This is a genomic window from Mycobacterium sp. NGS41 (assembly GCF_059812725.1).
The window spans coordinates 74,399-99,966 of sequence record NZ_JCALDF010000019.1; the positions used below are offsets into that span (position 1 = coordinate 74,399).

Genomic DNA, 25,568 nt, shown 5'->3' on the forward strand with positions numbered 1-25,568 from the left:
ACCACGGCCCGAATCGGGTCGCGGACGCCTACCTACGGGGGGAGCTTCCACCTGTCGCGGTCGACAACATAAGGGCGTCAGCGAGGGCGCGCCACGAGTCGGTTATCGCGACTGCGCCGGCATCGATCAATTCTGCACGGCGGCAATCTCGTTCGTCAGGCAGCACGAACATCAGGTTTCCGACGGCGGCGTAGCCGGCTGCGACCGCGGAACCCACGCCGGCCACCGAGTCCTCGATGGCCAGCCCTTGTTCGGGTTGGACGCCCAGTACCTGGCCGGAGTGCAGATACACCGCCGGGTCGGGTTTGCTGGTCGGCACCGGAAGAGAATCCTCCGCGCTGAAGGTCACAGACTCTGGAATCAGCGAGTCGAGGCCAGTCGCCGTGAAGCACGCACGCAGACGCTTGCTGGCGCTGGAGCTGACCGCCGCGAGTGCGTAGTGCGTCGCGAGGTTTCGCAACGGTTCCAGCACCTGCGGATCGGGTGTCAGGGTGACAGCCAGATGAGCGGTGACCCGTTCGCGCTCTTCGCGCACCCACTGCTCGAGTTCGTCGGCGGACAACGTGTCGCCGCTCGCCAAGTCGCCGGCTGAAGCAACCACCGCGGCGGGACGCCCCTGCGCCAACGTCTCATCGAGCGGCACTTCGCACTGCACCGCCAAGTCGAGAGCCGTGGTACGAAAGTTTTTCCCGACGGCCCGCTTACGCAACTCATCAGAGCTGAGCGGGGCGGTCACGCCGAACCTGGCCAGGAAACGATTCGTAACCTCGGTCGACGCGTCGAACGCCGGCCTCTCGGAAGGAAATAGGTTGTCATCGGCGTCACAGAGCAAGGTGGTGATCGGCGCCGGGTCGAATGGGCGGATGAACGTGACGGGCTGGTTCATTGCAACACCAGCTCCCGCGCATTGTCCTGCAACGCTCGACGCAGAGTGGGTATCACACCATGCTCATCGATGTCCGCGATCATGACGCCAAGGCGCTCTGTGAAACCGGGAATCAGACGGAGGTCGGCGAGGATTTCATGCCGCAGCAACGGACGAGGGTTATCGCCTCCCATGGTCGCCAACTTGGTGAGCAATCCTGACTCCGGGTCGTCGATGCGGATTGTGCGACCGTTGAGGTCGTAGCCGCGCAGATAGCGCGCCCACCCCGCGAGAGCCAACATCAGCAGCGTGTGCGGCCGGTCCTGCTCGATCGCCTCATGCAGGGACGGCAGCAGGAACGACGCCATCTTCTCCGATCCCCGGCGCGCCAGTCGCGACAACTGGTCGCTCATCCGGGGGTTGCTCAGCCGAGTGAGCAACGTGTTCCGATAGCCGGGTGTGTTCATCCCCGGCACCGCCGGCAGCAGCGGCTGAACCTCATCGCGCATGAGCTGCTCGACGTAATCGAAGATGACGGGGTTGCCCATCGCTTCGTCGGTGCGCTGAAAGCCCGCCAGCGTGGCCAAACACGCGATCGCAATATGAGTTCCGTTGAGCAGACGGGTCTTGAGAAGCTTGTAATCGCTGACATCGGTCACGAACTGGGCGCCGACCTCATCGAGCGGTGGGCGGCCGTCGCTGAAGGCGTCCTCGATGATCCATTGGCTATACGGTTCGGTGAGCACCGGCCACTTGTCGGCGACGCCAAAGGTGCGCTCGACGAATTGGCGCTCCGAGTTCGACGTCTGCGGGGTGATGCGGTCGACCATGGTCGACGGGAAAGCGACATGTGTGTCGATCCAGCGGGCGAGCCCGGGATCGCGTAGAGCGGCGAACGACACCAGAGCGGTTCGCGCGGCCTGGGTGTTGTCGGGAATGTTGTCGCAACACAGCACCGTAAACGGGGCGGTACCGGCGCGACGACGCTGCTCGAGTGCCTCGGCCAGATATGCCCACGCGGTGGCAAAGCCATCCGTCGCGACAAGATCGGCACGCACGTCGGGGTTGTCCGCATCGAACTCGCGGGTCACCGGATCCAGGAAGTACCCGTTGCCGGTGATCGTGAGGCTGACGAGGCGGGTTTGGGGATCAGTCAGAGCGGCGCGGACCGCAGCGGTGTCGTTCGGCGCGTAGTGGTAGGAGCCGATCGAGCCGACCACACGGGCCGTTTGGCGGTCATAGCCGCGTTGTACGACGGTGTAAAGCCCATCCTGAGCCGACAGCACGTCTTTGACGTCGCGGGAGCGAAGACTGACGCCGGTGACGCCCCACTGATCGGAAATGCCCGAGCAGGCCAGGTCGTCGAAGTAAACGGCCTGATGAGCACGGTGGAAGTTGCCCGCGCCGATGTGAACGACACCCCGCTGGAGTGCCGACCTGTCATAGGTGGGCACGTCCATCCGTTGGGAATGTAGTTTCAATGTGGCGTTACTCAGCGGAACAGCAGTGGTGCAGCCCTGGGTGACGACACTCGTCAGGCAGTCGGCATGGCGCATTGGTCGTCGAACCTACCCGCCGTGACGGCAATCGTTAAGTGAGCACCGCGCCGTTACATCGGATATTGCAGGCGTCAACAGGCGTTTAACCGGTGCAGTGAAATGCGCCACAGTGGGCTGTTGATGGGCGGGTTGGCGTACTGACGGCGGCACCGGAACCGCTGTTTCGCCGTGCTTACTTCTACCGGCCGCCGAGCCCGACGAAGTACGTTGACACCATGGGCTCGAAGGCTCCGGAACAGCGGGTGACGCTGACCAACGCCGACAAAGTGCTCTACCCCGCCACCGGAACCACCAAGCGCGACGTCTTCGACTACTACACCGCGATCGCCGAGTTCATGGTCCCGCATATCGCACGGCGCCCGGCAACCCGCAAACGCTGGCCCAACGGCGTCGAGGAGGCCTCGTTTTTCGAAAAGCAGCTGGCATCTTCGGCGCCGGACTGGCTGCCGCGCGCCAGCGTGACGCACCGGTCCGGAACCACGACGTATCCGATCATCGAGAGCGCGCCCGGGTTGGCCTGGATCGCGCAGCAGGCGGCGCTCGAGGTGCACGTGCCGCAGTGGCGCTTCGTCGCCGAGTGGACCCGAAAAGGCGAAAAGCTAAACCCGGGCCCGGCAACACGATTGGTGTTCGATCTGGACCCCGGTGAGGGCGTGACGATGGCCCAGCTGGCCGAGGTGGCCCGCGCCGTAAGGGATCTGATCACCGACATCGGGCTGACCACCTTCCCGCTCACCAGCGGCAGCAAGGGCCTGCACCTCTACGCGCCGCTAGATGAGCCGGTGAGTAGCCGGGGAGCCTCTGTTTTGGCTAAACGCGTTGCGCAGCAACTGGAAAAGACGATGCCCAAGCTGGTGACATCGACGATGACCAAAAGTCTGCGCGCCGGGAAGGTGTTCTTGGACTGGAGCCAGAACAACGGTGCGAAGACCACCATCGCGCCCTACTCACTGCGTGGCCGGGAGCACCCGACGGTCGCGGCACCACGCAGCTGGGAGGAACTCGACGACCCAGATTCGCTGCGCCAGCTGCGCTACGACGAGGTACTGACCCGAGTGGCCCGCGACGGCGATCTGCTGGCGGCGCTGGACGCCGATATGCCCGGCGCGGACCGGCTGACCAAGTACCGCAGCATGCGCGACTCATCCAAGACGCCAGAACCGGTGCCGGCCGCCAAACCCATTACCGGCCATAACAATACGTTCGTCATCCAGGAGCATCACGCCCGCCGGCTGCACTACGACTTCAGGCTGGAAAGAGACGGGGTGCTGGTGTCGTGGGCGGTGCCGAAGAACCTGCCCGAGACGACGGCGGTCAATCACCTGGCGGTACACACCGAGGATCACCCCTTGGAATACGGCACGTTCCAGGGCAATATCCCGAAGGGCGAGTACGGTGCGGGCAAGGTGATCATTTGGGACTCGGGAACCTACGAGACCGAAAAGTTCAATGACTCCGCCGAAAAAGGTGAGGTCATTGTCAACCTGCACGGTAGCCGGATCTCCGGGCGCTACGCCCTGATTCAAACCAACGGCGACCAGTGGCTGGCGCACCGGATGAAGGATCAGAAGTTCTTCGACTTCGACTCGCTGGCACCGATGTTTGCGACCCACGGTTCGGTGGCGAACCTCAGGGCGAGTCAGTGGGCCTTCGAAGGCAAGTGGGACGGTTACCGGTTACTCGTCGACGCCGATCACGGCGACGTGCGGTTAAGGTCCCGCAGCGGACGCGACGTCACCAAGGAATATCCCCAATTGCTTTCATTGGCAGAAGCTCTCAGTGACCACCACGTGGTGATCGACGGCGAGGTGGTGGCGCTCGACAAGTCCGGTGTGCCCAGCTTCAACGAAATGCAGAACCGCGTGCGCGCCACCCGCATCGAGTTCTGGGCGTTCGACTTGCTCTATCTGGACGGCCGCTCGCTGCTGCGGGCCCGCTACTCCGACCGGCGAAAGCTGCTGGAAACACTTGCCGCCGCAGGCGATCTCATTGTTCCGGAGCTGCTGCCCGGTGACGGCGCCGAGGCGCTCGAGTACTCCCGCCAGCACGGCTGGGAGGGCGTGGTCGCCAAGCGGCGCGACTCCACGTATCAGCCGGGCCGCCGGTCGGCGTCGTGGGTCAAGGACAAGCACTGGAACACGCAGGAAGTCGTCATCGGCGGGTGGCGTGCCGGAGAGGGCGGACGCAGCAGCGGCATCGGCGCGCTGCTGATCGGCATCCCCTCTGGCGGTGGCCTGCGTTTCGCCGGACGGGTCGGCACCGGCTTCACCGAACGCGACCTAGCCAACCTCAAGGCCACGCTGACACCGCTGCACACCGACAACTCGCCGTTCGACGCACCGCTCCCAGCACCCGACGCGAAGCGGGTTACCTTCGTCGAACCGGTTCTGGTCGGGGAGGTGCGGTACAGCGAGTGGACCCCGGATAACCGGTTGCGCCAACCGAGTTGGCGGGGGCTGCGACCGGACAAGAAACCGAGTGAGGTGATACGCGAATGAAATGGGTGACGTATCAAGGCCCGGAAGGTGGTGAACGTACCGGAGTGCTGTCCGGTGACATGATCCATCCGGCGCCGCCGGGTGTGACATTGCTGGAGCTGGTCGGCCGTGGCGCCGACGGGCTGCGCGAAGCCGGTGAGCAGGCACTGGGTTCCGACGACGCGGTCCCGTTGGCCGACGTAAGGTTGCGTGCCCCGATCCCGCGCCCGCCGTCGATCCGGGACTCACTGTGTTTTTTGGACCACATGCGCAACTGTCAGGCCGCACTCGGTGCCGGACGGGTACTCGCCGACACCTGGTACCGCGTCCCCGCGTTCTACTTCGCCTGTCCGGCAACCGTGCTGGGTCCCTACGACGACGCGCCGATGGCACCCGGAAGTGCCTGGCAGGACTTCGAATTGGAGGTCGCCGCGGTCATCGGAACAAGCGGCAAGGACCTCACTGTCGACGAAGCCGAACGCGCCATCATCGGCTACACAATCTTCAACGACTGGTCTGCCCGAGATCTGCAGCAGCTGGAGGGACAGCTGGCGATCGGGCAGGCCAAAGGCAAAGACAGCGGCGTCACGTTGGGCCCCTACCTCGTCACCCCGGATGAGCTGGAGCCCTACCGCCACCCCTCACATCCTGGCAAGCTCGACCTTCAGGTGAGCGCACTGGTGAACGACACCGTGATCGGTTCGGGGTCCACCGCGCAAATGGATTGGAGCTTCGGTGAAGTCATTTCCTACGCCTCGCGCGGAGTGACGCTCACCCCCGGCGACGTCTTCGGCTCCGGCACAGTACCCACCTGCACTCTCGTCGAACACCTGAGTCTTACCGCACTGGAATCGTTTCCGGGCTGGCTGCACGACGGCGACGTCGTCACCCTGCGGGTACAGGGGTTGGGGGAGACCCGTCAAACCGTCCGCGCCAGCGGCGCGCCGCACCCGTTGGCGCCGCGGCCCAATCCGGATGCCGCACCGGCCCCCGGTCGGGTCAACCGCGCGCCCGCACGGGTCCCCTACACCCGCGGGTTGCACGACGTCGGCGAGCGGGTGTGGGCGTGGACACTGCCGGATGGGGGATACGGCTGGAGCAACGCGGGGCTGGTCGCCGGCGACGGTGCTTCGCTGCTCGTCGACACCCTTTTCGACTTGGCGCTGACCCGCGAGATGCTCGCCGCGATGAAGTCCATCACCGATGGCGCACCCATCACCGACGTGCTGATCACCCACTCCAACGGCGACCACACGCACGGCAATCAGCTGCTGGACCCGTCGGTGCGAATCATCGCCGCCACGGGCACGGCCGAGGAGATCGCGCATGGCATGCCACCGGAGATGCTGGTCATGACGCAGACCGGCAACCTCGGTCCGGTTGCCACTCCGTACGCGCGAGAACGCTTCGGGCACTTTGACTTCAGCGGCATCAACCTGCGCAACGCCGACCTTACATTTGACCGCGAGCTCACCATCGACGTCGGCGGCCGGCAGATCACGCTGCTGAATCTGGGTCCCGCGCACACCGCCGCGGACTCGGTAGTGCACGTGCCCGACGCCGGAGTGCTGTTCGGCGGGGACCTGCTGTTCATCGGCTGCACGCCGATCGTGTGGGCGGGGCCGATCGCCAATTGGATCGCGGCCTGCGATGCGATGATCGCGCTGGACGCGCCGACGGTGGTGCCCGGGCATGGTCCCGTCACCGATCCGGACGGGATCCGCGCGGTCCGCGGCTATCTCGCTCACGTCTCCGAACAAACCGAGGCCGCCTACCGCAAGGGTCTGTCGTGGTCCGAGGCCGCCGACACGATCGACCTCGGCGAATACGCGACCTGGCTGGACGCCGAGCGCGTCGTCGTCAACGTCTACCAGCGTTACCGCGAACTTGATACCGACACACCCCAGCTGGAAGTGATGGCGCTGCTGGTGATGCAGGCCGAGTGGCTGGCCAAGCGTTCGTCCTGAGTCCCACCCGTAACTGGAAATTCGGAGTGTTGTCCATATCGCCTCAAGGTGAGCGTGGCTGTGAAGTCTGGGCTTTGGCTGTGAATCCAGGGCTTTGGGAGTGAAGCCAGGGTGAAAATTAGCGCTGTGGCCCACCCTACGTTCACGCTGAAAGCCGTTGTTTCACACTGAAAGCCGTCAGTTCACACTCAAGGCGAAGGCCCGCGATTGGAGTGACTCCTGGGGCTACCAGTACACAGCGCTCACGCGAAAGCGCAACGGGCAACGCATTTCCCGCGGCGCCGCCTTCGCGGCTACTGCTTGCCGGACCGCACGAACTGAATCGTGGCCGCGGCGCTCCGCCGATCGTCCTCCGCCAACTCGGGTAGCCCGGCAGCGCGGAAAAGGTCGGGCAGTCCGCGCGTCGACGTCTGCCAGCCGTGTGCTTCCAGGTGCGCGGCGACGTCGGTGTGCTCACCGGGGTAAGCAAGCTCGGCGATGTCGAGGTCCAGGCCCTGCGCCCGCCAGCCTGCGGCCATCAGCCGGGCCTGTTCCCGCGCGTCCGGCGTACCCGCGTTGAGCGATCCGTAGTCCGCAGAGAACCGGCTGCCCACAGCACTCATTGCAATGACGTTGTCCAGCAACCGAACCTCGGCTTCAGGCGGCAGAAAGCCGATCAACACGCCTTCGGCCAGCCACGCGGTAGGCTCCGTCGCGTCGAAGCCGGCCGCCCGTAGTGCGGCCGGCCAGTCCTCGCGAAGGTCGATGCCCACCGGCCGGTACTGGGCGCCGGGCTCGGCGCCGAGCTTACGAAGCGTCGAGGTCTTGAACCCGATCACCTCGGGCTGGTCGATTTCGTACACCGTCGTTCCCGTCGGCCAGGAAAGCCGGTAAGCACGCGAGTCCAGCCCCGCGGCCACGATCACGACCTGCCGTATGCCCGCAGCGGTTACCTCGGCGAAGTAGTCGTCGTAATAGCGGGCGCGAGCCGCGAATGTGTCAGTCACCCGCGGAAATCCGAGGTCTCGATCGAAATCCTCGAAATCCAGCTCGCCGGCGGCCACCTTGGTGAACACCTCCAGCCCGACGGCGCGCACCAGCGGTTCGGCGAACTGATCGGTGATGACCGGCTCCGCGCGCCGGCTCGCTGCTGCGCGGGCCGCGGCGACCATGGTGGCCGTCGCCCCCACGCTGCTGGCCAGGTCCCAGGTGTCGCTTTCGGTTCGTGTCATTTTGCGGAATCTCCTTCGACGTTGCGCCGAATCCACGGTAGGTCGCATCCCTGAGCGCCCGCTGTGTCCTACGGTGCGGGTATGGCTGCTGTCGAACTTGGAACTCTCGAGGATGAAATCGCCCTGATCACCCTGAACCGCCCGAGGCGCCTGAACGCCATCGACGGGTCGCTGATCGACGCGATGGACGATTGCCTGGACGCACTCGGTTCAGGCGAATACCGGGTAGCGATACTGACCGGCGCCGGACGCGGGTTCTGCGCCGGCGCCGACCTGAGCGGCGAAGGTCAGGCTTGGACCAAGACCACTCGGCCGACCCCGCCCTTCAAGACCAGTTATGACGCTCAAGTTCGTCTGGCCGAACAGTACGTCCGCCTCTACGAACTACCCATCCCGGTCATCGCCGCGGTGAACGGCGTCGCGGTCGGTGGCGGATTGGCCTTCGCGTTGCATTGCGACATCCGGATCGCATCCGAGAACGCACGGTTCGGATCGGTGTTCATCAGGGCGGGATTCTCGTCGATGGACATGGGCACCAGCTATCTGCTGCCGAAGATCGTCGGCGCCGGGGTGGCGCGCGAACTCATGCTGACCGGTCGCATCATCGACGCCGACGAGGCCTATCGCATCAAGTTGGTGCACGAGGTGGTGGCGCCGGATCATCTGATTACGGCGTCGTTGAACATGGCGCGGTCGATCGCCGAGAACAACGCTTTCGGTGTGTGGCAGACCAAGATTGGGTTGAATACCGCGCTGGACGCGCCCAGTTTGCGTCATGCCGTCGAGATCGAGAACCGTACCCAGATGCTTACCGGCTTCACCAACAACCCGGCCGAAGCCGCCAAGGCGCACCAAGAGAAGCGGGCGCCCAAATGGGATTCCCTGTGACCGCTTAATCTGATGGCGGCGGCCCGCTGCGCCCGGCTTCGCCGCGCTTGCGACCGCCGCTAAACTTTCGCAATCACCTTCTCCGCGTACCGTTCCAGGTGACGGATCTTCGTCTCCAGCGGTTCGGTGTCGGGTCCCTTGATGTAGGGCCAGCGGAAGCCCACGATGATGTCGGTGACGCCCTTGTCCTCAAGCCGCTTGATGCCGTCCACGGTGTAGGCGTCCGTCGAGATGACATGAATCTCGAACGGTCCGCTCTTGCCGGCTTCTTCGCGATACTGCATGACCTTGGCGATGAGCCGGTCGAGTTCCTCGGGATCGCTGCCGCCGCCGTGCATCCACCCGTCCAGGCGCGCTGCACGGCGCAACGCGGCATCGGCGTGGCCGCCGACCAGGATCGGGATCGGCTGCGTCGGAGCCGGGCTCATCTTGGTCTTGGGAATGTCGTAGAACTCGCCATGGAACTCGAAGTAGTCGCCGGTAGTGAGACCCTTGACGATCTCGATGCATTCGTCCATCCGCTTGCCGCGCTTGGTGAATGGGATACCCATCAACTCGTAATCCTCCGGCCACGGGCTGGTGCCGACGCCGAGTCCTACCCGGTTGCCGATCAGCGCGGCCAGCGAACCCGCCTGCTTGGCGGTCAGCGCCGGATGGCGGACGGGAAGCTTGAGGACGAAGAAGTTGAACCGCAACCGCGAAGTAACCGCGCCCAGTGCCGCGGTCAGCACGAAGGTCTCGATGATCTCTTTGCCGTCCAGGAACTCGCGGTTGCCGTCGGGTGTGTACGGGTATTTGGAGTCGGACTCGAAGGGGTAGGCCAGGCTGTCGGCGATCGTCATGCTGTGGTAGCCGGCCTCGTCCGCCGCCTTGGCCATCGGGATGTAGAACGAAGGATCGGTCAGTGACTCCGCAAAGCTGAACCGCACGTCATCTACCTTCCGTCGGCGGGCACTAACACGAGACTAGAACGTGTTCTAATTTTGGCCCGCGCCGGGGGCGCCTAGAGCTGGTTCTCCGGACCGATGATCGCCCAGACCGTCTTGCCCGACGCGGTGGGAGTGCTGCCCCAATCCCGCGACAACGCAGCCACGATCGCCAGGCCGGAGACGTCGATGCCCTTCGCCGGCGAGGGCAGCCGCACCGCGGGTGTGGAACTGGTGTCGGACACCGCGATGGTCGCGGTCTGGCCCTCGCTCTCGATCATCATCAGCGGTTCGCTGCCGGTGTGTTCCAGCACGTTCTCGATGAACACGTTGACGACCACCAGCGCGACTGGGATGAGCCGCGGCCGCGCCCAGGCGGTGAACCACTCGCGGACCAGCTGACGCGACTCGCGGAGGCTGGTCAGGTGGGCGGGCAACTCCGCTTGCGCACGCCGGACCTTGTTGCGTGGAAGCCGGGCGACGGCTTTCATCGCCGTCTTAGTGCTGGCGTACACCGGCATCAAGTGGGCCACCCCAGTGCGTTCGATCGCCGCGCGGCTGGTGCGATTCGCACAGACCAGCAGCAGTGGCACGTCGGAGCGCCCTTCGGTCTGCCAGCGCGCGCCCAACAAGATGGACCACGCCGATTCTTCGGGCACTCGTAGCGCGGTGACGTCGATGATGACCGCGGACTGCCCCTCGCGGGTGGCCTTCATGATGCTGTCCAGCAGGGCCGCCGACTTGGCGGTGTCCAATACACCGTCGACGGTCAGCACGACCACTGATTCCTCGGTACGCGACGCAACGGCCAGCGGGCTCGCCGAATCGGCGATCGCGCTCACCGCGCGGCCCCTTTCGCACCCGCACCAAATGTGGTCGAAAAGCGGTAAGGCGTCGCGAACCGGCAGCCCGATGCCGTCGTGTCGTCCCGTTCCATCTCGTGCTCCTCGAGTTCCTCAGCTGGTCGATTGCCGACGAATGCCGCCTTTCGGCGGCATAAAACTTCTGATTTCCGTTAACCATCCTCGACGTGCGAGCTGGTTGACGCGGTGCGCTCGGCGCGAGTTGCGCAGGCAGCGCTATCCGGGGGCGAGTCGGGAAGATGCCTCGACGTTGCCAGTCGCAAGCACCGCCGTCGGTTACGCCTTACATGTCGATCTCGTCGCGTCTGATCCTCCGCTGCGCGCAACACTAACGTGTATTACCCACTTAGGTTGTGGACAACCCTCCGGTGTGGTTAGGGGCAGCTTAACCGTATTCCGCGGATGTCAACAGCTAAGAGATCAGCTGGTAGGGCGGCGCGCCGACCCCGGCGATGGAGTGTGTGCCCCACGGTGTTTGCTCGACGATGCGCGCGGGAGCAGTGCGTTCGCCCACGGTCAGCGTCGCCGCCCGCGTCTGTTTGAGCGTGTCGTCGGGTATCGAGCTGAATACCGTGCCCTGCCAGTGGTAATTGCCGTCGATCGGATCGAGGTGGCCTCGGAGCCGAACGCGCACCTGATGCGCGGCGCCGGCGATGATCAGCGTCGCCGCGCCGTCGTAGGTCTCCTCGTCGTCGGCCGCGCCGGACGTCAGGTCGAACGCCTTGATCGCCCGATGAACCTGAGCCGGCCCCAGGTGGGCGCGCTCGTTGAACACCTGCTGGCTGCTGCGCAGCACCTCGATGCGGGTCCGACCGGTGCCGTCCAGGAGCGCCACGCACTGGGCGACGCAGCGGGTCTGCATGCCGATATCGGGCCCGGTGATGAAGAAATAGTTAGGGAAACCGTGCACGGCGATCCCCACGTAGGGCTCCATGCCGTCGTACCAGGCCTGCCGGATGGTCAGACCGCAGGCTCCGACCAGCGACTCGTCGGACACGCGGTCGGGGATCTGGAACCCGGTGCCGTAGACGATGGCGTCGACGCGGTGCTCAACGCCGTCGCGGGTGCGGATGCCCGCCTGGGTCAGAGTGTGGATCGGCGAGTCGACCACCGACGGTCCGCTGCGGGGCCCGGTGCGGGCGCGCAGCCAGCGCAGGACCGGGACGGTGCGCAGCGGCAGCCACGGCGTCATGTGCGTGACCACCCAGCGCGGTGCGTGCGCCAAGACGGTAACCGAGGCCTTCGAGGGCTCGGGCGCTTCCTTCAGCCGGCCGATGTGATAGCCCGCAGCCGCATCCGTGCCGAGCATCGCGATGCGCTTGCCGGCTGGATCGAAATCAGGATCCCAGTCCGATGCGTGGAACGACGCTCCCCGAAAGTCGTTGTGCCCGTTAAGTTCCGGTATCCATGGCTGGAACGGCGGTCGGTGAGCGGCGATGACGGCGCGACCCCGCAACGTCTCGCCGGCGCTGGTTCGCAACGTCCAGGTGTCGGTGTCGTCGTCGAACACCGAGCCGACGATTTCGCAGCCGGTCCGTAGCCGGTCGGCCAGCGCCGGCGGCCAGTCGCGCCCGACTTGAGGCGCCTTGTCCAGGACCACGAAGTCGGTGACGCCGGCCGTCAGCAGCTCGGTCGCTACGCCCCGTCCGATGACACCGGCGCCGACGACTATGGCCGTCACAGAAACTTGGTCCGCTTCCACCCGAAGCGCGCGATCGGTCCGAGCAGTCCCACCTCGGCCAAAAATGCCGCCAGCGGCGCGAACCCGGACTTGTGGACCTCGTGCCGGTGCGGGCTGCTGCGCGCCAGCTTGCGTGCCCGCGCCGCATCCAGACCCACCCTCGCGTAGGGAATCGGGTTGTTGAACAGGTACCGGAAGAAGTAGCCGCCGAGCCCGTTGACGTTGGCCATCACCCACCTGTTGAACCGCGGCATCGTCTGCACCCGCTTGCGTGCGCCGTCGCGCGCGAACTGGATGTGGCGGGCCTCTTCGGTGACGTGAATCCGCATCAGGCGCTGGATCATCGGCTGCAGTTCCGGGTCGTCCATCATCTGCCGTTGCAGCGAGTCGAAGATTTCCTCACCGATCAGGGCAGCCACCCACAGCGCCGAGCCACGCTGAAACACCAGCGGCAGGAGGTTGATGATCATCCGGTGGATCCGGCGCGGTTGTACCGGCTTGGCGCCCATGCGCTCGATGGCCTTGCCGAACATCACCATGTGGCGAGTCTCGTCGCCCAGCTCGGTGAGCTTGTAATGAACGGACTTGGAGGTGGGGTCCTCGTGCAGGATGGTGCGCAACAACGACTGGTTGAGCATGTTCTCGAACCAGATCCCCGCGGACAGTGTGTTGACCATTTCCTGGCGGGACAGTTCGATCCGCTGCTCGCGGGTCATCTCGTCCCACATCGGGGTCCCGTAGAGCGATATCAGCCGAGGCGGCAGAAAGAACTTGTCCGGGTCCAGCGGCGCATCCCAGTCGATGTCGACGACCGGCTCGTATGACTTCTTGACCGAGCCCTTGAGCAGGCGTTCGGAGAACTCGTCTCGACTCGGCCCGTCCGGCTTGACCGCAGTGGTCATCGTTGGCGTCCCTTCGGTGCGTCAGACGTGCGGGCAGATCACAATCGATGTCATACCTATGGTATGCGGTACCGCAGGTATCGGCTAGGGGTTTGAGGTATCGATTCGGCCGACCGCAATAGGCTTGGCTGGTGAGTCGGCGCATCCACGTCATCGGCATCGGCGCGGGGGATCCCGACTACCTGACCGTCCAGGCCATCGAGGCGCTCAACGACACCCAAGTCTTCTTCGCGATGGACAAGGGTGAGACGAGAAGCGACCTGGTTGCGCTGCGCCGGGAAATCTGCGCGCGGTTCATCAGCGAGCCCGGGTATCGATTCGTCGAGCTCCCCGACCCGCCCCGGGCTACTGGCGGCGACTACCGTCACGCGGTGTCCGACTGGCACGCGGCCCGGGCCCGGGTGTGGGCGTCGGCCATCACTGCCGAACTGGGCCCGGACGGCGTAGGCGCCTTCCTGGCCTGGGGTGATCCATCGCTGTACGACAGCACACTGCGCATCCTTGACACCGTGTCCGCCGAAGTCGATATCGGCTATGACGTCATTCCGGGCATCACGGCGGTGCAGGCATTGACGGCCCGGCACCGCATCCCGCTCAACGAGGTCGGCGAACCGGTGCTGATCACCACCGGCAGGCAGCTGCGCGAGCACGGGCTGGCCGGCTCGGCCGTGGTGATGCTCGACGCGGACTGCTCCTTTCGGGTTTGCCCTGCCGACACATTGATCTGGTGGGGTGCCTATCTGGGCACCGCCGACGAGCTGCTGGTCGACGGCACCGTCGGCGAAGTCGGGACGCGTATCCAAGCGCTTCGTGCCGACGCCCGAGCCCGACACGGCTGGATCATGGACACCTATCTAGTCAGGACGCCGCCCGCGTAAGCGGTACCGAAGGGCGCGGTGGGGCAGACTGGTCGCGTGCCCGAACTTCCCGAGATCGAAGCGCTGGTTGACCATTTGCGGCGCCACGCCGTCGGTCTGACCGTCGGGCGGGTCGATGTTGCCGCGCTGTCGGTGCTGAAGACCTTCGACCCGCCGATCAATGCGTTGCACGGGCAGACGGTCGAGGGAGCCGAGCGATGGGGTAAGTACCTCGGCCTGCGCGTCGGGAAGCTGTCGTTGATCGCGCACCTGTCGCGGGCGGGCTGGTTGCGGTGGTCCGACCAGTTGGCGCCCGCGCCGTTGCGCCCCGGCAAGGGACCGATCGCGCTGCGCGTCCACCTGGGCACGCCTGGAAGCGCGCCGGGCTTCGACCTCACCGAGGCCGGCACCCAGAAACGGCTGGCGGTGTGGCTCGTCCGGGATGTTCAAGACCCGCAGCAGGTACCGGGTATCGCCGCGCTGGGCCCGGACGCGCTGGAGCTCAGCCCCGACGACCTGGCCCGGCTATTGGCCGGAAACACCGGCCGCATCAAAACCGTCATCACCGACCAGAAAGTGATCGCCGGGATCGGTAATGCGTACAGCGACGAGATCCTGCACGTCGCGAAGGTCTCACCGTTCGCCACCGCGGCGAAGCTGACCGACGAACAGCTCGCCACCCTGCACGACGCGATGGTTTCGGTGCTGACCGACGCGGTAAGCCGGTCCGTCGGCCAGGGTGCCGCGATGCTCAAAGGGGAGAAGCGGTCCGGACTACGGGTGCACGCACGCACCGGGCTGCCCTGTCCGGTGTGCGGCGATACGGTGCGTGAGGTGTCGTTTGCGGACAAGTCCTTTCAGTACTGCCCGACCTGCCAGACCGGCGGCAAGGTGCTGGCCGACCGGCGCATGTCGCGGCTGCTGAAGTAATCGCGCTGCACGAGCGTCGCCTCGGCTGAGGTTCTCTAGCTGAATTCCAGGGAAATCCCTGTATCCCCGACAGAACGATCCCAATAAATTCTGAGATCTCAGTAGCAATGCGAAAACAGCAAGGAGACGCCATGCTTTCACGTGATCGACGTCGGGGACGGGCAAGGCCGAAGTTGGCAGTATTCACCGCTGGCGTAGCGGGATTGGCCGCGGCGGGAATGGTCGGCGCCGCGCCTGCAACGGCTGACCAGGCGCAGGACGACCAGTATCTTGCTGCCCTCCAGCAAATTTACCCAGGGGAACATCTTAAACCGCCGAACGCGCTAGACAATGCGCATAAGGTCTGTGACCACCTGGGTCGTGGAGATACATTCGACGCCGTGGTCAGTGGCCTCCAGAAAGCCAACCCTAACCATTCTGTGGAGCAGGTACAGCAACAAGTGCACCTAGCACAGTCGACCTACTGCCCGTAATAGGGTCAGGTGCAAGCGGACCAGCGGGTCTGCTGGAATGGTCGGGTGACTCGGCAGAAAATTCTCATTACAGGTGCCAGCTCTGGCTTGGGCGCGGGAATGGCCCGCGCGTTCGCCGCCAAGGGCCGCGACCTGGCGCTGTGCGCCCGTCGTACCGACCGGCTCGAAGAACTCAAAACCGAACTGTCCCAACAGTATCCAGGGGTCAAGATCGCCGTCGCGGCGCTGGACGTCAACGACCACGAGCAGGTGCCCAAGGTGTTCGCCGAGCTGGCCGACGAGTTGGGCGGCATCGACCGCGTCATCGTCAACGCCGGCATCGGTAAGGGCGCCAAGCTGGGCTCCGGCAAGCTGTGGGCGAACAAGGCAACCATCGAGACCAACCTGGTATCCGCGCTCGTGCAGATCGAGAGCGCGCTGGAGATGTTCCACAAGAGTGGATCGGGACATCTGGTGCTCATCTCGTCGGTGCTCGGCAACAAGGGGGTGCCGGGCGTCAAAGCCGCCTACGCGGCGAGCAAGGCCGGGGTGAGCTCCCTGGGCGAATCACTGCGCGCCGAGTATGCCAAAGGCCCGATCAAGGTCTCGGTGATGGAGCCCGGCTACATCGAGTCGGAGATGACCGGCAAGTCTGAGAGCACAATGCTGATGGTGGACAACGAAACTGGCGTCAAAGCACTCGTCGGCGCCATCGAACGCGAACCGAGCAGGGCCGCGGTGCCGTGGTGGCCGTGGGCGCCGCTGGTGCAGCTGATGCGGGTGCTGCCACCGCCGCTGACCAAGCGCTTCGCTTGACGCTTTCCTGCCGCGAGCGTGCGTGTTTGTACGCGACACGCCGCCCGACCGTGTACAACTGCGCACGCTCGCGCCGGTAGTCAGTGTGACGCCGGGGTGTAATGCGCTGCGTCGGTGGTGAATTCGGGTTTGCCGTAGGTCGCCAGCCGGAGCTTGAGCAGCCCGATGACGTATGCGTCAGTGATGTCCCGAAGCACGGGAACGCGACTGGCCTGGCTCACGACGTTGAACCTTCCGATGATGAAGGGCGCGGTGAGGGCGACGCGGATGAGATCCGTCGGCCCGAGGGAGACACCCATGGCCTCGGCGATGTCGCGATCACCGCCGCAGAAGGTGCGGACGAAGGTGAGCTTGCTGAAACTCTTCTCGACCGCCTCGGCGCAACGGTCGAACAGGGTGGTGTTGGGCCGCAGATAGGCCGCCATCGTGCCGCTGACGAGTTCGCGGCAGATGTCGTCGAATCCGTCGCGCAGCAGTGCCGAGCGGGCGTGCAACACGTGCATGATGTCGGCGGGTTCGGCGGGCAGGAGTTCCTGCGGCAGGCCGAGCAAAAAGCAGCGATACCTGGCGAATTCGACGACAGCACGTTCTTCGGCGGTGAACTTCGACCGGCCCTGCTGACGCGCCCTCCGGGCCAGCAGGTACTGGCCGATCATTCCGGCGGGCATCTGGTCGACCTGCGGCACCGGCATGCCATAGATGGCCGTGTTCCATCTGCGGCCCATCTTGTCCGGTTTCTTCAGGGCGTTGTAGCGGACCATCGAGTGCATCAGCCGGACCATGGCGGCCGCTTCAAAGCCGGGGCCGTACCGGTCCAGCGCGCCGGGCAGTGTGGTGACGGCGAAGAAGCTGGCCGTCTCGTTGACCCGGCGGGCAGCCCGCTTGCCCGACAGAGCGCCGGTCAAGGCCATCGGCAGCGCGGCATAGGTGTTGGTGAAGGTCGCGATGAAAGCTCCGCGCGTGATGAAGGGGGCCAGCAGCGCCGCGGGAATGCGCTCTTGGCGAGCGCCTTCGCGTACCAGGTCGAAGTCGATCCACTCCGGGGCGGCCTCCATGGCGGCGATGAATGTCACCAGCTCGGGAGGCGCGTCGGGCACCGCCTCGATTCCCTCGCGGCACGCCGTCTTGAGCATCTCGATCAGGTGCGCGACGCTGTGCGAGTTCATCAGTGCCGCATAGGGATCGGCGACGACGTCGCCAAGCAGGGTGGCCGTGCTGATCAATTCCATGACGCGGTCGTCCTCCAGGATCGGCGCGCGGTCGGCGACCCAGGTGGGCAGGGCGGAGTCGACGTCGGGCTCCGTGGCCAGGCGATCGGGTTGCTGGTCGAAGTCGAAGTCCCCGTAGAGGTCGGGCTGCAGATCGCGCTGGCTTCGGACTCGCCGCGCGAGTTCGGGGTAGTACGTGACCATCACAACCTCCCGCTAACTAACACTTAGTGAGTAATACTCACAAGGTGTTAGTTATGCTGTCAAGCGTGACGCGGTCGGCCAGGGACAATCCGAAGCGGCGCATGACCGCCGAGGGGCGTCGCGAACAGATTCTCGACGTCACACACGCGATCGTCGACGCCGAGGGATTCCACGCGGCAACCCCGAACCGCATCGCCGAGGCTGCCGGCATCGATCGATCGTTGATCTATCAGAAGTTCGGCGACTTGGCGGGCCTGTTCGTCGAACTGATCGACCGTGAGGCGGCACGGGCCGGCGCGCAGTTCGCCGAGGCGATCTCCGGATTGGATGCTGCCGCCGACGATCAGTCTCTGGTGCTCGCGTTCGACGGTGTGCTGGCCGCTGTCGACGCCCACCCCGCTACCTGGCGGCTGTTCTTGTTTCCGCCGCAGGGCGCTCCGCCGGAGTTGTATGCCCGCCTGGCGCAGTCGCAAGCCGTCGTGCTCAAGTTCTTTGTCAGGGAACTGCTGCGCCACAATCCCGCGCTGCATGAGCCGGAGTACACCGCGCGGATCCTGCATGCGGCCGGTCGCGAATTGCTGCAGCTGCATCTCAGTGATCCCCGGACCGCTTCCCAGGAGCGGCTGCGCACCTTCGTCCGTCGACTCGGCTCCGAGCTGACGGGCCGACCTGTCGGCGCCTAGATTGCTGCTGGCGCAACCTCTTTCAGGATGTGCACACTGACTTCAAGACTCTTCCGCCGTGGTTTTTAGTCAGGGCGTCTTGCTCGGCTGCAGCCAAGGTCGATCCGTATCCGCCCTGAAGAAATCCGTTGCCCGTCACCAGCGCGACACAGCCGTTTGTAGCCCAAGCCCGCAACGAGCAGTTCTTGTTCACCTCACTGCATTTCGCGATCGCCGCAGACTTGGCCGCGTCCATTGAGGTGCTGGACTGTGCCCAACCCCATCCGTCCGGCGGCGAGCTGGCGATGGCGATGTAAAGGTCCGGAGCCGGAGGGTTGGTGGTCGGCGGCACCACCACCGGGGGCTGTGTCGTCCGATAGGTGGGGGTGGGCGTAGCCGTCGGTGCAGGAAAAGACGAATAGGTGGGAGCGGAGGGATAGGTGGAATAGGTGGGAGAGTGGGTCGCTGCGGTACCGCCCTTGGAGGGCATGTTGAGGACTACCGCGAGAACGACGACCACAGTCGTCAGGGCGACAGCCACCAGGATTGCGGCGGCCCATATCGGGGCCTTCGATGACTTCGGTCTGCTCGCCGGCGGCGGCGGGCCGACCAGCGGTTGGAAACGGTCGGGCGGTATCGGTGGTGGCGCCGGCGGGCGCATTGCCGCCAGCGTGGGCGCGGATTGCGTGACGACCGATGGCCTACTAGCCAGTGCCTGCTGACCCGCGGTGGCCAGATCATGAGCAGTTTGGTACCGCTTCTCGGGGTCTTTGGCCATACCGGTCGCGATCACCTCGTCAAACGCCACCGGTACTTCGGCACGCTGCGCACTGGGCCGGGGCGGGTCCATCGTCAAATGCCCGGCGATCTGTTGCTCCATACTCTTACCCGGGTACGGCTGATGACCGGTCAAGCATTCTTGCAACACACACGCCAACGCATAGACATCACTGCGGGCATCGGCAGTCCCGCCAATGAAGCGCTCCGGGGCCATATAGGCCATGGTTCCCACGAGCATGCCGGTGTTCGTCAGCTTGCTGGCCGATGCATTGTGAGCGATTCCGAAATCAATCAGGTAGACGAAATCACGCGCGGTCACCAGCGCGTTGGATGGCTTGACGTCGCGGTGCACCAGCCCGACGGCATGGGCGGCATCCAGGGCGGCCGCGAGTTGCTCGATGACGTGGACGGCGCGCTGGGGGTTCATCGGTCCGTCGCGTTTCAGCAGAGCCTGCAGGTCTACACCGCCGATCACCGGCATCACCAGATAGAGCTGACCGTCGATCTCACCGGTGTCGTAGATCGGGACGATGTGCGGCTCGCTCAAACGTGCGGCGGTATGGGCTTCACGGCGAAACCGCTCCCGATACCCGGGCTCGGCGCCCAGCTCGCTGGGCAGCACTTTGACGGCGACGTCGCGGTCGATCGCCGTGTCGTGGGCTTTATAGACCTTGCCCATGCCGCCCTCGCCGATCAACGACATCAGCCGATAACGCCCGAACATCACCTCATCCACCGGGCCAGCCATCCTTGCCTCCCCTGCGGTCGCCGTCGACCGACCGAAATACGAAGATGGCCATAAGTATTACGAGGTCAACCGGCAATTATTGGCGTTTTGCAATAGTTCGTCGCCGCCGCGGCCATATCCAATGTCGATCGCGTTTTTGACGTCGTCGTCGATTGCGGTCACACGACGACCACGATGAGCTTTCGTCACACACCATCCGGCGCGTTGTCGCTGCTATATGTCACGCATTGCGCAATTGCGTTCGCCTGAGCCTCATTCAGGTTGTACTTCTGCATGAGGACGGTGATCTCTGGGTTGACTTTCGCAGGCGTCTGGGGAGGTCCGCCGGTTGCGTGGTAGGCCTCAATGCCGATCTGCACCGCGGTGTTGTCATCAAACGGGAACGACACCCCGGCCATCGTGCTGTGCTTTATGCACTGAAGGTAGTGGGCAGTATCGGCATTAGCCGGCGACGCCAAGGCCAGCGCGACGATCCCCAGTGCTGCCAGTGCGATCTTCTTCATTTAATTCCTCCCAAGAACTCTCTGTCGCGCCGAGCTCGGAGGATGTCTGTGCTCGGGGTCATTCAAAATAGCACCGGCACACGAATGAGGTATCCAAAACGAGGCCTGCGACCTCGCGGCTGACCTTACTCAGCCCGCGCGACCCCGTTCGCTTCGGTAACGACGAATCAGGGCGTCGGTCGAGCTGTCCGACTGCTTTTCCGGCGACTCATCACCGGTGATCACTGGAATCAGCGCCTTGGCCTGCGTCTTGCCCAGCTCCACACCCCACTGGTCGAACGAGTCGATGCCCCAGATCACGCCCTCGGTGAAGACCTGATGTTCGTAGAGCGCGATCAATTGGCCCAGCACCGACGGCGTAAGGTGGTTTGCCAGAATCGCGGTCGACGGCCGGTTGCCAGGCATCACCTTGTGCGGCACCACGTCGTCCGGGGTGCCCTCGTCGGCGATCTCCTCGGCGGTTTTGCCGAACGCCAGCACCTGGGTCTGGGCGAAGAAGTTGCTCATCAACAGGTCGTGCATGCTGCCGGTGCCCTCGACGGTGGGCAGGTCGTCCAACGGCTGACTGAAGCCGATGAAGTCCGCCGGCACCAACCGGGTCCCTTGATGCAGCAACTGATAGAAGGCGTGCTGCCCGTTGGTTCCCGGTTCGCCCCAGAAGATTTCGCCGGTATCGGTGCTCACCGGCTTGCCGTCGGCCCGTGTCGACTTTCCGTTGGACTCCATGGTCAGCTGCTGAAGATAAGCCGCGAAACGCGCCAAATCGTTCGAGTACGGCAACACCGCGCGGGACTGCGCATCGAAGAAGTTGGAGTACCACAGGCCGATAAGGCCAAGCAACGCAGGAGCATTCGATTCCAGCGGGGCCGTCCGGAAGTGCTCGTCGACGATGTGGAATCCGGACAGGAAGTCGGCGAAGGCCTCCCGGCCGATGACGGCCATGAGCGACAGCCCGATCGCCGAATCGACCGAGTAGCGTCCGCCGACCCAATCCCAGAAGCCGAACATGTTGTCGGTGTTGATACCGAAGTCGTCGACCAGACGCTTGTTGGTGGAGACGGCGGCGAAATGTTTGGACACCGCCGCGTCACCCAAGGCGTCGGTCAGCCAGCGACGCGCGGCGGTGGCGTTGGTTATCGTCTCCAGTGTCGAGAACGTTTTGGAAGCAACAATGAAAAGTGTTGTGGCAGGGTCTAAGTCGGCAAGCTCCGCGATCAGGTCGGCAGGGTCGACGTTGGAGACGAACCGCGCCGAAATCCCGGCGTCGGCGTAGTGACGCAGCGCCTGGTACGCCATCACCGGGCCTAAATCTGAACCGCCGATGCCGATGTTGACGACAGTGCTGATGCGCTTGCCGGTGGCCCCGGTCCATTCGCCGCTGCGCAACCGGTCGGTGAAGTCACCCATCGCGTCTAGGACTGCGTGAACATCCTCGACGACGTTCTGGCCGTCGACAACCAGCTCGGCGTCGCGGGGCAGCCGCAGCGCGGTGTGCAGGACCGCCCGGTCTTCCGAGGTGTTGATGTGGACGCCGGAGAACATCGCGTCGCGGCGCTCTTCGAGGTTGGCGGCTCTAGCCAGATCAACCAGCAGCCGCAGCGTCTCGCGGGTGACGCGGTGTTTGCTGTAGTCGATGTAGAGGTCGCCGACCGTGAGGGTGAGCTCACGGCCGCGATCGGGATCGTCGGCGAACAGCTGCCGTAGGTGCGTTTGTCCGACCTTTTCGTGATGTCTGCGCAGAGCGTCCCATGCCGGCGTGGCGGTGATGTCAGGGATTGATTGCACGGCAGTCATCAGCGGCGCTCCTCCTCATCGCTTCATTCCCCTCGCCGCTGCGCGACTGGGGGTGCCCCCACTGCATCGTCGCCGATGCGGGTCATGCTTCGACCCTAATCCCCGGTTTGGCCGGTACCCAGTTCTCGCTGGTAGGTGGTGTTCACAGCCCGCAATTGCGCGTTCAGTGACCGAGCCGGCCGCGTCCCAATCGCAAGAGCAGCATCGCCAGGTCCTTGCCGTCGGGACCGAGTTCGCTGTAGCGCTCGATCACTTTCATCTCGCGGCTGTGCACCAGGCGGGTGCCACCGGATGCCATGCGCGCCCTGCCGATTGCCTGGGATACTTCGGCGCGCCGCTTGACCGCGGCAAGGATCTCGGCGTCCAGCCGGTCGATCTCATGGCGCAACTCGTCGATGTCGGACTCGGGGGCTTGGATTGTCTCTGCGTTCATTTCTGCTGACTCCGCGTTGTTGTGTTGTAGGGGTTCTGGTCTCATTCGGCGTCAGGACCTCCCACAAGAATCGAGCCCCGAATCCGAAGCGGACCACGGGGCTCTGCGACAGCAGCTAAACCACGGGCACCGCTGGCCGGTACCCATAGAAAAAACGACGCTGTGTGTGGAGCACGAACTGAGTGTGCCACCAAGGGCCCCACCGGCGCAAAGGTGTCCTACCGCGGCGGTAAGTTTGGACAGACATGAGTGTGCACGCAACGGCCCCGAACCAAGTCCCAGAGGCGGATCGACTGCTCGAAGGCCTTAACCCGCAACAGCGCCAGGCGGTGGTGCATGAGGGTTCGCCGCTGCTGATCGTCGCGGGCGCGGGATCGGGTAAGACGGCGGTGTTGACGCGGCGCATTGCGTACCTCATTGCGGCCCGCGAAGTCGGGGTCGGGCAGATTCTGGCCATCACCTTCACCAACAAGGCCGCCGCCGAGATGCGCGAACGGGTAATCCGGCTGGTCGGCAACCGGGCCCGGTACATGTGGGTGTCCACGTTCCACTCGAGCTGCGTGCGAATCCTGCGCAGCCAGGCATCGTTGATCGAGGGCCTGAACTCCAACTTCTCTATCTATGACGCCGATGATTCGCGGCGTCTGCTGCAGATGATCGGCCGCGACATGGGCCTGGACATCAAGCGGTATTCGCCCCGGCTGCTGGCCAACGCCATCTCCAACTTGAAGAACGAGTTGATCGACCCGCACCGGGCGGTGTCGGCGTTGTCGGACGACTCAGACGACCTGGCCCGCACCGTCGCGTCCGTCTACGGCGAATACCAGCGGCGGCTGCGGGCGGCCAACGCGCTGGACTTCGACGACCTCATCAGCGAGACCGTCGCGGTGCTGCAGACCTTTCCGCAGATCGCGCAGTACTACCGGCGGCGCTTCCGGCATGTCCTGGTCGACGAATACCAGGACACCAACCATGCGCAATATGTGCTGGTGCGCGAGTTGGTGGGCCGCGGCTCGGACGATTCCGCAGGACTGTCAGCCGACGGGGTGCCGCCGGCGGAGTTGTGCGTCGTCGGCGATGCCGACCAGTCGATCTATGCGTTCCGCGGTGCCACCATTCGCAACATCGAAGACTTCGAGCGCGACTACCCGGATGCCAAAACGATTCTGCTGGAACAGAATTACCGCTCGACGCAGAACATCCTGTCGGCGGCCAACTCGGTGATCGCCCGCAACGCGGGTCGGCGTGAGAAGCGGCTGTGGACCGATGCCGGTGAGGGGGAGTTGATCGTCGGCTATGTCGCGGACAACGAGCACGACGAGGCAAGGTTCGTCGCGCAGGAAATCGACACGTTAGCCGAACGCGGTGATATCACCTACAACGACGTCGCCGTCTTCTACCGCACCAATAACTCGTCGCGGTCGCTGGAAGAAGTCTTCATCCGCTCCGGTATTCCGTACAAAGTCGTTGGGGGAGTGCGCTTTTACGAGCGTAAGGAGATCCGCGACATCGTCGCCTACCTGCGGGTGCTGGACAATCCCGGTGACGCGGTGAGCATGCGGCGCATCCTCAACACCCCGCGCCGCGGCATCGGTGACCGCGCCGAAGCCTGTGTGGCGGTGTACGCGGAGAGTACCGGCGCTACGTTCGCCGATGCGCTGGTGGCAGCGGCCGCCGGCAAGGTTCCGATGCTCAACAGCCGCGCGGAGAAGGCCATCACCGGTTTCGTCGAGATGCTCGACGAACTTCGCGGTCGCCTCGATGACGACCTGGGCGATCTGGTGGAGTCGGTGCTGGAACGGACCGGCTATCGCAGAGAGTTGGAGTCGTCTACCGACCCGCAGGAGCTGGCCCGGCTGGACAACCTCAACGAACTCGTAAGCGTCGCACATGAATTCACCATCGACGAAGCGAACGCCGCCGCGCTGGAATCCGACCGCCCGCCCGAAGACGAAGACGTGCCGGACACCGGTGTGCTGGCGGCGTTCCTGGAACGGGTGTCGCTGGTGGCCGACAGCGACGAGATCCCCGAGCACGGTGCCGGTGTGGTCACGTTGATGACACTTCACACCGCCAAGGGTCTGGAGTTCCCGGTCGTATTCGTCACCGGCTGGGAGGACGGGATGTTCCCGCACATGAGGGCGCTGGACGACCCGACCGAGCTGTCGGAGGAGCGGCGGCTGGCCTACGTCGGCATCACCCGGGCGCGGCAGCGGCTGTATTTGAGCCGCGCGATCGTCCGGTCCTCGTGGGGACAGCCGATGCTCAACCCGGAGTCTCGATTTCTGCGGGAAATTCCGCAGCAGCTCATCGACTGGCGGCGCACCGCGCCGAAGTCGTCGTTCAGTGCGCCGGTAAGCGGTGCCGGCCGGTTCGGTGCCCCGCGCCCGTCGCCGGCACGCTCGGGAAGCAAGCGCCCGCTGCTGGTTCTGGGGCCTGGTGATCGGGTGACTCACGACAAGTACGGCCTGGGCCGCGTCGAGGAAGTTTCCGGTGTCGGCGAATCGGCGATGTCTCTGATCGACTTCGGCAGCGCGGGGCGGGTCAAGCTGATGCACAACCATGCCCCGGTCAGCAAGCTCTGACGTTGGGAACGAGCGAATACCCGAGCGGTCAATCTCGTCCGCGGTGGTTGATTGCGCGCCTAGGGCGTTGATTGTGCGCCTGGGGCGTTGAGCGTGAATCCTGGGCTTTCGGTGTGAGCCCGCGAAGTTGATTGTGCGCCTGGCGCGTTGAGCGTGAATCCTGGGCTTTCGGTGTGAGCCCGCGAAGTTGACTGTGCGCCTAGGGCGTTGAGCGTGAATCCTGGGCTTTCGGTGTGAGTCCTGGGCGGAAAATCGGG

General features: G+C 64.7%; 21 protein-coding genes and 1 pseudogene. 10 read left to right on the forward strand and 12 right to left on the reverse strand.

The features are described from left to right. Positions 1-28 precede the first annotated feature (28 nt). Together AC5Y21_RS17500 and AC5Y21_RS17505 are read right to left on the reverse strand one after the other, a co-directional pair. Positions 29-886: an HAD-IA family hydrolase gene (locus AC5Y21_RS17500; protein ID WP_499914081.1), complete on the reverse strand. Its 858-nt coding sequence runs from the start codon at positions 884-886 to the stop codon at positions 29-31. Next, the gene (locus tag AC5Y21_RS17505) at positions 883-2,421 is read right to left on the reverse strand and encodes a mannitol dehydrogenase family protein (RefSeq protein ID WP_499914082.1); all 1,539 of its coding nucleotides are present in this window, start codon (positions 2,419-2,421) and stop codon (positions 883-885) included. Before AC5Y21_RS17505 ends, AC5Y21_RS17500 begins: the two co-directional genes overlap by 4 nt. Positions 2,422-2,639: 218 nt before the next feature. Between AC5Y21_RS17505 and AC5Y21_RS17510 the strand changes: the two genes are divergently transcribed. Both AC5Y21_RS17510 and AC5Y21_RS17515 read left to right on the forward strand, forming a co-directional pair. After that, positions 2,640-4,922: an ATP-dependent DNA ligase gene (locus AC5Y21_RS17510; protein WP_499914084.1), complete on the forward strand. Its 2,283-nt coding sequence runs from the start codon at positions 2,640-2,642 to the stop codon at positions 4,920-4,922. Beyond that, positions 4,919-6,868: a fumarylacetoacetate hydrolase family protein gene (locus tag AC5Y21_RS17515; RefSeq protein ID WP_499914086.1), complete on the forward strand. Its 1,950-nt coding sequence runs from the start codon at positions 4,919-4,921 to the stop codon at positions 6,866-6,868. Before AC5Y21_RS17510 ends, AC5Y21_RS17515 begins: the two co-directional genes overlap by 4 nt. A gap of 293 nt (positions 6,869-7,161) precedes the next feature. On the opposite strand, the gene AC5Y21_RS17520 is transcribed toward AC5Y21_RS17515, so the two are convergent. Further along, positions 7,162-8,079 carry an SAM-dependent methyltransferase gene (locus tag AC5Y21_RS17520; RefSeq protein ID WP_499914087.1) on the reverse strand — a complete coding sequence of 306 codons (918 nt, stop codon included), beginning with the start codon at positions 8,077-8,079 and terminating at the stop codon, positions 7,162-7,164. Between the two features lie 81 nt (positions 8,080-8,160). On the opposite strand from AC5Y21_RS17520, the gene AC5Y21_RS17525 reads away from it, so the two are divergent. After that, complete coding sequence (locus AC5Y21_RS17525; RefSeq protein WP_499914089.1) at positions 8,161-8,967, forward strand: enoyl-CoA hydratase/isomerase family protein; 807 nt, start codon at positions 8,161-8,163, stop codon at positions 8,965-8,967. A gap of 59 nt (positions 8,968-9,026) precedes the next feature. On the opposite strand, the gene AC5Y21_RS17530 is transcribed toward AC5Y21_RS17525, so the two are convergent. From AC5Y21_RS17530 to AC5Y21_RS17545, 4 genes are all read right to left on the reverse strand, one after another. Next, positions 9,027-9,896: a TIGR03619 family F420-dependent LLM class oxidoreductase gene (locus AC5Y21_RS17530; RefSeq protein ID WP_499914091.1), complete on the reverse strand. Its 870-nt coding sequence runs from the start codon at positions 9,894-9,896 to the stop codon at positions 9,027-9,029. Positions 9,897-9,970: 74 nt separating this feature from the next. Next, positions 9,971-10,735 carry an STAS domain-containing protein gene (locus tag AC5Y21_RS17535; protein WP_499914093.1) on the reverse strand — a complete coding sequence of 255 codons (765 nt, stop codon included), beginning with the start codon at positions 10,733-10,735 and terminating at the stop codon, positions 9,971-9,973. 433 nt (positions 10,736-11,168) lie between these two features. Continuing rightward, on the reverse strand, positions 11,169-12,161 hold the full coding sequence (locus tag AC5Y21_RS17540; RefSeq protein ID WP_499914115.1) for a DUF4873 domain-containing protein: 993 nt from the start codon (positions 12,159-12,161) through the stop codon (positions 11,169-11,171). Between the two features lie 272 nt (positions 12,162-12,433). Continuing rightward, positions 12,434-13,339 (reverse strand): AurF N-oxygenase family protein, encoded by a 906-nt coding sequence (locus AC5Y21_RS17545; protein WP_499914095.1) that lies wholly within the window; start codon positions 13,337-13,339, stop codon positions 12,434-12,436. 131 nt (positions 13,340-13,470) lie between these two features. Between AC5Y21_RS17545 and cobF the strand changes: the two genes are divergently transcribed. From cobF to AC5Y21_RS17570, 5 genes and pseudogenes are all read left to right on the forward strand, one after another. After that, the gene (gene cobF, locus AC5Y21_RS17550) at positions 13,471-14,217 is read left to right on the forward strand and encodes a precorrin-6A synthase (deacetylating) (RefSeq protein WP_499914097.1); all 747 of its coding nucleotides are present in this window, start codon (positions 13,471-13,473) and stop codon (positions 14,215-14,217) included. A 36-nt stretch (positions 14,218-14,253) separates the two neighbouring features. After that, positions 14,254-14,499: pseudogene (locus tag AC5Y21_RS17555) on the forward strand (DNA-formamidopyrimidine glycosylase family protein); the annotation flags it as partial. Between the two features lie 123 nt (positions 14,500-14,622). Continuing rightward, entirely contained in the window at positions 14,623-15,126 is a 504-nt protein-coding gene (locus AC5Y21_RS17560) for a zinc finger domain-containing protein (RefSeq protein ID WP_499914116.1), read from the forward strand. Positions 15,127-15,344: 218 nt separating this feature from the next. Then, on the forward strand, positions 15,345-15,599 hold the full coding sequence (locus AC5Y21_RS17565; RefSeq protein ID WP_499914118.1) for a DUF732 domain-containing protein: 255 nt from the start codon (positions 15,345-15,347) through the stop codon (positions 15,597-15,599). Between the two features lie 45 nt (positions 15,600-15,644). After that, positions 15,645-16,394, forward strand: coding sequence for an SDR family oxidoreductase (locus AC5Y21_RS17570; protein ID WP_499914098.1), 750 nt, complete (start codon positions 15,645-15,647; stop codon positions 16,392-16,394). 80 nt (positions 16,395-16,474) lie between these two features. On the opposite strand, the gene AC5Y21_RS17575 is transcribed toward AC5Y21_RS17570, so the two are convergent. Next, the gene (locus AC5Y21_RS17575; RefSeq protein WP_499914100.1) at positions 16,475-17,806 is read right to left on the reverse strand and encodes an oxygenase MpaB family protein; all 1,332 of its coding nucleotides are present in this window, start codon (positions 17,804-17,806) and stop codon (positions 16,475-16,477) included. Between the two features lie 101 nt (positions 17,807-17,907). Between AC5Y21_RS17575 and AC5Y21_RS17580 the strand changes: the two genes are divergently transcribed. Further along, positions 17,908-18,489: a TetR/AcrR family transcriptional regulator gene (locus AC5Y21_RS17580; RefSeq protein WP_499914120.1), complete on the forward strand. Its 582-nt coding sequence runs from the start codon at positions 17,908-17,910 to the stop codon at positions 18,487-18,489. 22 nt (positions 18,490-18,511) lie between these two features. Here AC5Y21_RS17580 and AC5Y21_RS17585 read toward each other — a convergent pair whose 3' ends face one another. The 4 genes from AC5Y21_RS17585 to AC5Y21_RS17600 form a co-directional block, all read right to left on the reverse strand. After that, positions 18,512-19,996, reverse strand: a complete 1,485-nt coding sequence (locus tag AC5Y21_RS17585; protein ID WP_499914102.1) for a protein kinase domain-containing protein — start codon at positions 19,994-19,996, stop codon at positions 18,512-18,514. A 185-nt stretch (positions 19,997-20,181) separates the two neighbouring features. Then, positions 20,182-20,499, reverse strand: a complete 318-nt coding sequence (locus AC5Y21_RS17590; RefSeq protein ID WP_499914103.1) for a hypothetical protein — start codon at positions 20,497-20,499, stop codon at positions 20,182-20,184. Positions 20,500-20,628: 129 nt separating this feature from the next. Next, a complete protein-coding gene (pgi, locus tag AC5Y21_RS17595) occupies positions 20,629-22,293 on the reverse strand; it encodes a glucose-6-phosphate isomerase (RefSeq protein ID WP_499914104.1) in 1,665 nt (554 codons plus the stop codon). Positions 22,294-22,456: 163 nt separating this feature from the next. Continuing rightward, the gene (locus AC5Y21_RS17600) at positions 22,457-22,771 is read right to left on the reverse strand and encodes a chorismate mutase (RefSeq protein WP_499914105.1); all 315 of its coding nucleotides are present in this window, start codon (positions 22,769-22,771) and stop codon (positions 22,457-22,459) included. A 200-nt stretch (positions 22,772-22,971) separates the two neighbouring features. Here AC5Y21_RS17600 and pcrA point away from each other — a divergent pair, with 200 nt between their 5' ends. After that, positions 22,972-25,311, forward strand: a complete 2,340-nt coding sequence (pcrA, locus tag AC5Y21_RS17605) for a DNA helicase PcrA (RefSeq protein WP_499914107.1) — start codon at positions 22,972-22,974, stop codon at positions 25,309-25,311. Positions 25,312-25,568 lie beyond the last annotated feature (257 nt).